At 72.4% G+C, this 7,880-nt stretch carries 7 protein-coding genes and 1 pseudogene; 3 read left to right on the top strand and 5 right to left on the bottom strand.

The features are described 5' to 3' along the window. The 3 genes and pseudogenes from ABZ749_RS23995 to ABZ749_RS24005 all read right to left on the bottom strand — a co-directional run. Positions 1–293 (bottom strand): annotated as a pseudogene (locus ABZ749_RS23995) (HAD-IB family hydrolase); the annotation flags it as partial. 126 nt (positions 294–419) lie between these two features. Next, complete coding sequence (locus ABZ749_RS24000) at positions 420–1,289, bottom strand: DUF5667 domain-containing protein (RefSeq protein WP_355005758.1); 870 nt, start codon at positions 1,287–1,289, stop codon at positions 420–422. 289 nt (positions 1,290–1,578) lie between these two features. Beyond that, the gene (locus tag ABZ749_RS24005) at positions 1,579–2,535 is read right to left on the bottom strand and encodes an ECF subfamily RNA polymerase sigma factor, BldN family (RefSeq protein WP_238666934.1); all 957 of its coding nucleotides are present in this window, start codon (positions 2,533–2,535) and stop codon (positions 1,579–1,581) included. Positions 2,536–3,122: 587 nt separating this feature from the next. Between ABZ749_RS24005 and ABZ749_RS24010 the strand changes: the two genes are divergently transcribed. From ABZ749_RS24010 to ABZ749_RS24020, 3 genes are read left to right on the top strand one after another with little or no spacing between them, the layout of a single operon-like run. After that, positions 3,123–4,730 (top strand): AMP-binding protein, encoded by a 1,608-nt coding sequence (locus ABZ749_RS24010; protein ID WP_357231390.1) that lies wholly within the window; start codon positions 3,123–3,125, stop codon positions 4,728–4,730. Beyond that, on the top strand, positions 4,720–4,974 hold the full coding sequence (locus ABZ749_RS24015) for a glutaredoxin family protein (protein WP_030490173.1): 255 nt from the start codon (positions 4,720–4,722) through the stop codon (positions 4,972–4,974). Before ABZ749_RS24010 ends, ABZ749_RS24015 begins: the two co-directional genes overlap by 11 nt. A gap of 20 nt (positions 4,975–4,994) precedes the next feature. Beyond that, positions 4,995–5,663, top strand: a complete 669-nt coding sequence (locus tag ABZ749_RS24020) for an HAD hydrolase-like protein (protein WP_357231393.1) — start codon at positions 4,995–4,997, stop codon at positions 5,661–5,663. Here the strand turns inward: ABZ749_RS24020 and ABZ749_RS24025 are convergent. After that, entirely contained in the window at positions 5,644–6,297 is a 654-nt protein-coding gene (locus ABZ749_RS24025) for a response regulator transcription factor (RefSeq protein WP_074314799.1), read from the bottom strand. The two genes, ABZ749_RS24020 and ABZ749_RS24025, sit on opposite strands and share 20 nt — an antisense overlap. Positions 6,298–6,406: 109 nt before the next feature. Then, on the bottom strand, positions 6,407–7,711 hold the full coding sequence (locus tag ABZ749_RS24030) for a sensor histidine kinase (RefSeq protein WP_357231396.1): 1,305 nt from the start codon (positions 7,709–7,711) through the stop codon (positions 6,407–6,409). Positions 7,712–7,880: the final 169 nt, after the last annotated feature.

The raw sequence follows: 7,880 nt of genomic DNA on the forward strand, positions 1-7,880 counted from the left end.
AGCGCCGCTTCCTTGGCCAGTGACATGTCACCGGCGTGCTCCCGGGCCAGCAGCCGGAAGCGGAGCTGCTGCCAGGCGAATCGGGCCAGGTCGGCGGTGGTCACGTAGTTTCGGGAGGCGAGCCCACGGGCGAACCAGTAGATCGACGCGCCCTGCATCATCGTGTTGTCCACGTCGAAGAACGCCGCAGCGCTCGGATCGGGTGCGCTGACCGGGGCCAGGTCGGTCTCCGCCCAGGCCGCGGTGTGCCCCTCGGCGTCGGTGCTGACCGTCACCTTACGGCTGCGCGCCACGCGAATCCCTTCCTCACCGGTACGACGGATGCTCCCCCGCGAGCGTATCCGCCGTAGACGGGCGACCGGCCGGGCACACAGCGAACTGTGGCGCGGCCGGTCGGACGTGCGGTATGGGGACGCGGGTCAGCGGGCCCCGGGGCAGGTGTTCGGGTTCGGCCCGAGGGCGTCGCTGGCGGTCGGTGCCGGCAGGCCGCAGGCGATCGCCGCGCGCAGGTCGTCCGAGCGTTCCCGGATGCTGTCCAGCAACACCAGCGACCGCTGGGTCCGTTCCCGGTCGACCCGGGTGCTCCCGTCGAGCAGACCGCGTACGGCCCGGCGCTGGCTCGACACGAAGGTGTTGAGAGTGTCCAGGCTGCCCGGCTCGGCCCGCTGCACGGCGGCGGAGGTCAGCAGGCGAACGCCCTGCCGGCTGTCGGCGTCCATGTCGTCGAGGACCGCGCTGTAGCCGATCCGGTCGCCGCGCAGCTTGGCGGCTTCGCCGACTCTGGTCCGGGCGAAGTCCAGGAAGAGCTGGCCTCTGCTGATGTCGGAGCTGGCCAGGGCGAGCTGTGCCCGTTCGGTGGAGCGCTTCATGCCGTACAGCGCGTCACCGGGCACCGCGTTCTCGCTGGCGGCGGAGATTCCGGAGACGGCGATGGCACCGGCGGCGATGCCGACCAGGATCGCGCCCCGGGCTCGGGCCCGCCGTGCGGTGACCGCCGGCAGCAGCCGCCCGCGGGTGGTGGTGGCGGCCGGTTCGCTGACCGCCGCCGGTGTGCTGCCCAGCCCTTCCCGCTCGGCGGTTGCGAGCAGCATCGCCCGCAGGCCGGTACGGAAGTCCTGGTCCACCTCGACAGCCGGGGGGTCGACGCTGAGCCGCTGACCCACTGCGACGAGCGGCGCCAGTTGGCCGTCCACCCGGGATCGCACGTGGTGTCGTCGAGCGCCGTTGGCCTCGTCGAGAAGCTGCGCGAAGCGCTCCGCGCGCCGGCGGGAGAAGAGGGTGTTGTCCACCGCAGGCACCTCCTCTCGCTGGTCACGGCCGGTCGGCCGCCGTCGTTGCCAGCGACCGGGCGGCAGTGTGACACCACGGAGGTGAGGTGCCGCCGGCATGCCGGTCGGACCTCGGTGACCCGGGCCTGCCGGGACATCCACCGGTCGCACCCGGAGAAACGCGGCGGACCGGGCACGGGTTACGGGCCTGGCGGGGCGGAAATTACAGAAAGTGATGGTCATCACCGGGCGGGACCGACTTTGAGCTGCGCGGACGTTGATCGACGTCCGTCGGTCCCGCCGTAACAAACTACGGCTGGAAGCCGTCGGGCAGCAGCCGGGCCAGGGCGCGGACGGCGCGGTACTGGAGAGCCTTGATGGCTCCCTCGTTCTTGCCCATCGCGCGGGCCGTCTCGGCGACCGAGAAGCCCTGGAGGAAGCGGAGCACGATGCACTCCTGCTGCTCCGGGTTGAGCTGCTTCACAGCGGTGAGGAGCGCGACGTTGGTGATGTGCTCCACCACCGCCGCCTCCGGGCTGCCCTCCGGGCCCCGGTCCTCCCGGTCGGCGTCGAGCACGTCGCCGGTGGTGACCTCCAGCCGGTACCGGCCCGACTTGAAGTGGTCCGCGACGAGGTTACGGGCGATCGTCACCAGCCAGGCGCCGAGGTCGCGGCCCTGCCAGGTGAAGCTGCCGATCCGCTTGAGCGCGCGCAGGAAGGTGTCCGAGGTGAGGTCCTCGGCGAGTTGCCGGTTGCCGACCCGGAAGTAGACGAACCGGAAGACGGTGTCCACGTAGCGGTCGTAGATCAGACCGAACGCCTCGGACTCGCCGGCCTGGGCCCGCTCGATCAGCGTCCAGACCTCGGTCGCCGGGTCGGACGGGTCCGGGCGGCTCGGGAAACCGGTCGGGGTGGTCGCGGTGGTGGCCGGCACTGCCGGGATCACCGCTGTCTCGCCCGCCGCCGGGTCGGTGGTGACCGCCGGTGTGTCGCTTACCCGACGACCCTGCACAGGCATCGTGGGTCGCTGCGGTACGGCGACCCGGCCGCCGGCCGGCTTCGCGTTTCCACCGGGCACCGCGGGTCGCGGCGGTGGCTCGTTGTGGTGTGGCCGGCTGCGGATCCGCTGCGCCGCGCCGTCACCTCGCACGACGCCGCCGTGCTGTTCGTCAGACGGGGCACGGGCCGCGGGCCGCTCGTTGACGTGGGAGCGGGCGGGTTGACCGGTCAGGCCGACCGGACGTTCCGCGTATCCGAAGGTGGTCATCGCGTCGCCCCCGTCCCGTCGGTCGCCGGGCGGGCCGGTCTGGGTCTCGTCGGGGCGGACCGGCCGGGTGACCGGTCGGGCAGGACGGTCACGGGGATTGCCGACGCGCGGCAATTCCCGTGGAGGTGCTGGTCCAATGCGCTCACAGGCACGGGGGCCTCCTCGGGCTGAGGGGTGTCGACTCACGGCAAATGGGGTGAGCCGACCCGAGTGATGATAGGGCCAACGTCACCCGCGCGTGGCAAGTCCGTTACACAAGGCGGAAGTATTTCCCGCTCCGTCGCACCGGTGGCGGACCGGTTGTCCGTCGTGTGCGATTGACTTTCCGTCGGCTCGGTGTTCCAGGATGGATCCCCAGGTCGGAGGCTTTCCGCCCGTTCGGCTGACCCACCGCGCCGGCCAGCCGGACGGGGGCGGCCGAACTGCCCTTGGTCAGCGTCGCACGTCCCATCGACAGGACCTGATCTGATCGCCCGTGGCACACCGGACAGTCCCGTACATGGGACTGTCGCTGTGTCGTCCTCCGGGCGTGGCGCCCTACCGTCGGGCGTGGCCCGCCGGGGCCCGCTGTGCCAGACTCGATCACCGTGCAGGACGCCTCGGAAAGCCCCGCGCCGAACCTCGCCGACCGGGTCCGCCGGGCGGCTCTCGACAGCGCCGACCGGCCCGCGCTGCACTGGCGTGACCACACAGTGAGCTGGTCCGAACTGGACACCGCGGTGGACGCCGCCGCCCGCGGCCTGTCCGCCGCCGCGCCACCCACCGACCCCGGCGGTACGCCGCCGCGCGTCGCCATCGCGCTGCCCAACACACCGGACTTCGTGATCGCCTGGCTCGGCGCCCTCCGCGCCGGACTGGTCACCGTTCCGGTCAACCCCGGCCTCACCGCCCCGGAGCTACGGCACGTGCTCGCCGACTCCGGCGCGTCGGTGCTCATCGCCACCGACCACGTTCGAGGCCTGGTCGCCGACGTGGCCGCCGAGCTGCCCGCGCTCGCCTCGGTGCACGACACGCCACCGACCGCCGACTCGCCCGGACCGGCACCCCGCCCGCGACGCGGCGGCACCGACCTGGCTGTCCTGCTCTACACCTCCGGCACCGAGGGGCGACCCAAGGGGGCGATGCTCTCGCACCAGGCACTGCTCGCCAACCACGAACAGGTCGCCGGGATCGAGCCGGCGGTGGTCGGGCCGGCCGACACCGTTCTCCTGGCGTTGCCGCTGTTCCACGCGTACGGGCTCAACTCGGGGCTCGGCGCGGTAGTGCACCACGGCGCGACGGGTGTGCTGCTCGACGAGCCAGGCCCGACGGCGGGGCTGGACGAGGTCGCGCGGCACCGGGTCAACGTGCTGGTCGGCGTACCGTCGATGTTCCTGACCTGGGCCGGCGCGGCCACGGCCCGCGCGGCTACCGCGTCGGTGCGGGTGGCGGTCTGCGGCGCGGCACCGCTCGAACCCGCTGTCGCGGCGCGCTTCACCGAGGTCACCGGGCATCAGGTCCACATCGGGTACGGCCTCACCGAGACCGCGCCGGTGCTCACCTCCACCCTGGTCGGCGGCGTGGCCAAGCCGGGTTCGATCGGCCGGCCGCTGCCCGGGGTGCGGCTACGCCTGGTCGGCGCCGACGGGACGGACCTGTGGCGGGACGGGCTGGCCGTCCCCGACGACGACCCCGACGAGCTGGACATCTCCGACCTGGCTCCGGGCACCGACCCGGGGCAGATCGTGGTGTCCGGCCCGAACCTCTTCACCGGCTACTGGCCCGACGGTCGGGGCGGCCCGGACGCCGACGGTTGGTGGGGCACCGGTGACATCGCGTACGCCGACGAGGACGGTGACCTCTTCCTGGTCGACCGGCTCGGCGAGTTGATCCTGGTCAACGGGTTCAACGTCTACCCGCACGAGGTCGAGCTGGTGCTCGCCGGGCACCCCGGGGTGGTCGAGTCGGCGGTACTGGGTGTGCCACACCCGCGGACCGGCGAGACTGTGCGGGCGTACGTGGTGCCGGCGCAGGGCCGACCGGTGACCAGCGAGGAACTGCTCGCCCACTGCGCACGGAACCTGGCCCGGTTCAAGTGCCCGACCGGTGTCGAGTTCGTCGACGCCCTGCCGCACTCGGCGATCGGCAAGGTACGCAAGACCCAACTCCGGTCGGCGCCGCCGACCGACCGCACGGAGGTAACCGATGGCCAGTGACGCCCGACTCGCCCTGATCACCCGACCCGGCTGCCACCTGTGCGACGACGCCAAGGCGGCGCTCGACCGGGTGGTCGCGGTCACCGGCGACAAGTGGGTCGAGTGGGACGTCACCGGCGACGAGGGGCTGGAGCGGGAGTACGGGGACCGGCTACCGGTGGTCATGCTCGACGGCAAGGAGCACGGCTACTGGCGGGTCGAGGAGGACCGGCTGCTGCGGGACCTGACCACGCCGCAGCTCTGAGGAGTGCCTATGGTGCTCTGATGACCCCCGCGCACCCGCACCCGCACCTCGTCTGGGACTGGAACGGCACCCTGCTCAACGACCTCAGCCTGGTGGTGTCCGCCACCAACGTCGTGTTCGCGAGCCTGGGTGGGCCGACTGTCACATTGGACGAGCACCGGGTGCGGTTCCGCAGGCCGATCGCCGAGTACTACGCCGACGTGCTCGGGCAGGCAGTGGACGACGACGAGTTCGGTCGGCTGGACAAGATCTTCCACGACGCGTACCGCACCGGGTTGACCACCTGCAAGCTGGCCGCCGACGCACGCGCCGCGATGGCGGCCTGGCCGGGCACCCAGAGCCTGCTCTCCATGTGGTTCCACGAGGAACTGATCCCGACCGTGCACACGTACGGTCTGACCAGCCACTTCACCCGCGTCGACGGGCTGCGGGCCACGGTCGGCGGCGGCTACAAGGCCGAGTCGCTCCAGCTGCACCTGGCCGAACTGGGCGTGGACGGCGCCTCGGTGGTGCTGATCGGCGACTCCATCGACGACGCCGACGCGGCGCTCGCGGTCGGCGGCCGTGCCGTGCTCTACACCGGCGGGTTCACCGACCCGGGCCGGCTGCGCGCCTCCGGTCACCCGGTCGCTGACACCCTCACCGACGCGGTGGCCCTGGCCCGGGAGGTCAGTTCCGCAGGTAGGTGAGGACGGCCAGCACCCGCCGGTGCTGTTCGGTGTCCGGTGGCAGGGTGAGCTTGGTGAAGATGTTGCGCACGTGCTTCTCCACCGCGCCGTCGCTGACCACCAGGGCGCGCGCGATCGCGGTGTTCGAACGCCCCTCGGCCATCAGGGCGAGCACCTCGCGCTCGCGGGGGGTCAGCTCCCGCAGCGGGTCGTCGCGGCGGCGTCGGGCGAAGAGCTGACCAACCACCTCCGGGTCGAGCACCGTGCCGCCGGCCGCCACCCGGCGCAGCGCGTCCAGGAACTCGTCGATCGCGGCCACCCGGTCCTTGAGCAGGTAGCCGATCCCGCCGCCGGCGCCGCCGGTGGTCGCGAGCAGATCATCGGCGTACGAGACCTCGACGTACTGGGAGAGCACCAGGATCGGCGTACGCGGCACCAGCCGGCGGGCCTCCACCGCAGCCCGCAGCCCTTCGTCGGTGTGCGACGGGGGCATCCGGACGTCGACGATCGACACGTCGGGCCGGTGCTCGACCACCGCCTCGACCAGGGCGTCACCGTCCCCGACGGCGGCCACCACCTGGTGCCCACTCTCGGTCAGCAGCCGGACCAGCCCCTCCCGGAGCAGGACGGCGTCGTCGGCGATCACGATGCGCATGGCTGTGTTGTCTACCACGTCGCTCACCATCGCGGCGGCCTCCGGCGGCTCACAGCATCTTCTTGGTCCGCGACTGCGGGGCTCGCAAACCCCGGCTCGTTCCTCGCGCTCACAGCGGCAGCTCAGCGCGGATCTCGGTGGGGCCGCCGGTCGGGCTGACCACCATCAGTTCGCCACCCGCGGCCCGGACCCGGTCGGCGATGCCGGCCAACCCGTGCCCCTTCGCCAGGTGCGCGCCGCCCTGCCCGTCGTCGCCCACCCGCACCTGCAGGTGGGTGCCCCGCCGGGTCACCGTCACAGTGGCCTCGGTGGCCCGGCTGTGCTTGGCGACGTTCGTCAGCGCCTCGGACACCACGAAGTACGCGGTGTTCTCCACCGCCGGGTCGAGCCGCCCGGCCGGGGTGCCGAGCTGCGGGTCCACCTGGAGCTCGATCGGGATCAGCCCGCGGCCGGCGATCGCGGCCAGGGCGCTGGGCAGGCCCCGGTCGACCAGGATCGGCGGGGCGATGCCCCGGGACAACGCCCGCAGCTCGGCAAGCGTGTCCCGGGTCTGGCTGACCGCCTCGTCGATGGTCTGGCCGGCCGCGTCCGGGTCCGAGGCGAGCTGCATCCGGGCTCGGCTGAGGTCCATCGCCAGCCGGACCAGGCGCTGCTGGGGGCCGTCGTGGATGTCACGCTCCAAGCGGCGCAGAGCGGAGGCCTCGGCGGACACGGCGGCCCGCTTCTGCTCCTCCAGCACTGTGATCCGGTCGCGCATCTCGGCCACCCCGGTCAGCATGGCCTTGGCGAAACTCGCCTGGAGCAGTGCGCAGCCCCGCACCACGATCGGCAGGGTGATCAGGAAGAACACCCCGAGCGCGGTGTTCAGCCCGATCCGGGCGGTGGTCGAGTCGCCCAGGCCGAGGAGCTGCGCCAGATCCTGGTCACCCTCACCGGACGGGTGGGGCAGAGCCCAGTCGTAGGCCCAGTAGAGCGAGCCGGCGATCGCCGCGGCCCACCACGACAACGTGACCACGAAGGTGCCCACCGCCGTGATCAACCGCAGGATGCCGTGCGCCAGGTCGAGCCAGGACTGGGCGTCCCGGATCGGCACGAAGATCCGGCGCCAGGCGTTCGCGCCCGCCTCGGGCAGCCGGTAGTTCGGCCGGATCCGGGGCTGCCGGAGCACCGCGGCCATCCGCAGCCGCTCGATGTCGGCCAGGCCACGGGCGGCGTACAGGGTGCCGCTGAGGATCGGCAGGCCGATCACCGTGACGACCAGGCCGACGCTCACCGACAGGCCGACGACGAGGACGATGAAGCTGGCCAGCCCCAGGGGCAGGCCGAGCAGCACGTACCCGGAGTCGACGAAGAGCTGGCGGGGGATGCTGGGTGCCAGCGTCGGTCGGTCGCTGGTGGCGGCAACGGCGGTCATGCCCAAAGGCTAGGCATGTGGCCTCGCCGACCCCATCCCGAAACCCCGCCTCTCCGCCGTAGTGCTACCCCCACCCCACCCGTCCCACCCCCACCCCACCCACCCCTCTACCGCTCGGTGGCGCTGTGCATGTCGCCGCCGAGCACCCTCTCCCCCGTGACCGACGGGC

The organism is Micromonospora sp. NPDC047753 (genome assembly GCF_040642735.1).
GTDB lineage: Bacteria > Actinomycetota > Actinomycetes > Mycobacteriales > Micromonosporaceae > Micromonospora.